We start from the raw sequence: 358 nt of genomic DNA, 5'->3' as shown, positions 1-358 counted from the left end.
GCCACAGCAGTGCGCTGCACTTGCCGGTGATCACCGACTGCCCCGCCGGCACCGCGCCCGCGCTCAGGTCGAGCTCGCCCTGACCCGGGTGCATCTTCACCCGGGCGGCCTCCAACAGCGCGGTCAGCTCGGCCTCGGTGTGCGCTGAGCCCAGGTGCTCGAGGACTTTGTCCCGCCCGCCCCGGCGCTCAGCGATCTGCACCGCCGTCGCCCCCGACGCCGTCCGGACCTTACGCACGAACACCACGGTCCGACCCTACCCACCCGATTAGTGTGTCGCCGACCCCCGCCACAGGACCCTGACCAGCGACAACACCGGCCAAGTCAGCCAGGAGCTCTCAAGTGGCACGAGTCAGGT

General features: G+C 70.4%; 1 pseudogene. It reads right to left on the bottom strand.

Annotation, left to right across the window (positions count from 1 at the left end):
- Positions 1-247: pseudogene (locus tag E7Z53_RS20600) on the bottom strand (IS1634 family transposase); the annotation flags it as partial.
- Positions 248-358: the final 111 nt, after the last annotated feature.

Source organism: Kocuria salina (assembly GCF_013368965.1).
Lineage (GTDB): Bacteria > Actinomycetota > Actinomycetes > Actinomycetales > Micrococcaceae > Kocuria > Kocuria rosea.
This window is presented reverse-complemented; position numbering and strand designations above follow the sequence as displayed.